This is a genomic window from Stenotrophomonas maltophilia group sp. RNC7, from assembly GCF_030910085.1.
Taxonomy (GTDB): domain Bacteria; phylum Pseudomonadota; class Gammaproteobacteria; order Xanthomonadales; family Xanthomonadaceae; genus Stenotrophomonas; species Stenotrophomonas sepilia.
Genome location: NZ_JAVFVN010000954.1, coordinates 1 through 556 on the forward strand (window position 1 = coordinate 1; position 556 = coordinate 556).

The window sequence follows — 556 nt, forward strand, 5'->3', positions numbered from 1 at the left end:
GTGAGGTCGGCATGGTTTTCCACGGCTTCAATCTGTTTCCGCGCATGCCCATTCTGCGCAATCTTATCATTGCCCAGCGTCTGGTGCGTAAAACGCCCCTGAAACAGACCTCCGAAATTGCCATGTATTATCTCGATCGCGTCAAGATTCCGGAGCAAGCGCACAGATATCCGATCGAGCTTTCAGGCGGGCAGCAACAGGGGTGGCAATCGCGTGAGCCCTGTGCTTGAAGCCGCAGATGATGCTGTTCGATGAGCCAACCTCCTCTCTTGATCCGGAAATCATATCCGAGGTGCTCGACGTGATGGTCGATCTCGCGCAGGGCGGCATAACCGTGATTTGCCTGACCCATGAAATGGGCTTCGCCGAGTCCTGTTCATGGACCGCGCCGAACTAATTGATGAAGCTGATCCGCAGACGTTCTTTGGCAACCCGAAGAATGAGCGCACGACACTGTTCCTCGGTCAGGTATTGGGATACTGACACGACGACTAATTACGCCATAGCCCGAAGGTTAATCTCTGGTCGCGACTGGAGACCGCTGGTTTGGAGTTTC

Annotated in this window: 1 protein-coding gene and 1 pseudogene; both read left to right on the forward strand. The window is 54.5% G+C overall.

All coding sequences use genetic code 11. The features are described from left to right. A pseudogene (locus tag RCF13_RS26325) lies at nt 1–230 on the forward strand (hypothetical protein); the annotation flags it as partial. 8 nt (nt 231–238) lie between these two features. Further along, nucleotides 239–397 carry an AAA family ATPase gene (locus RCF13_RS26330; RefSeq protein WP_343237373.1) on the forward strand — a complete coding sequence of 53 codons (159 nt, stop codon included), beginning with the start codon at nt 239–241 and terminating at the stop codon, nt 395–397. Nucleotides 398–556: the final 159 nt, after the last annotated feature.

Excerpts from the sequence above, each read along its gene's own strand:
- RCF13_RS26330 (WP_343237373.1), top strand. The coding sequence starts at position 239 with ATGATGCTGTTCGATGAGCCAACCTCCTCTCTTGATCCGGAAATCATA.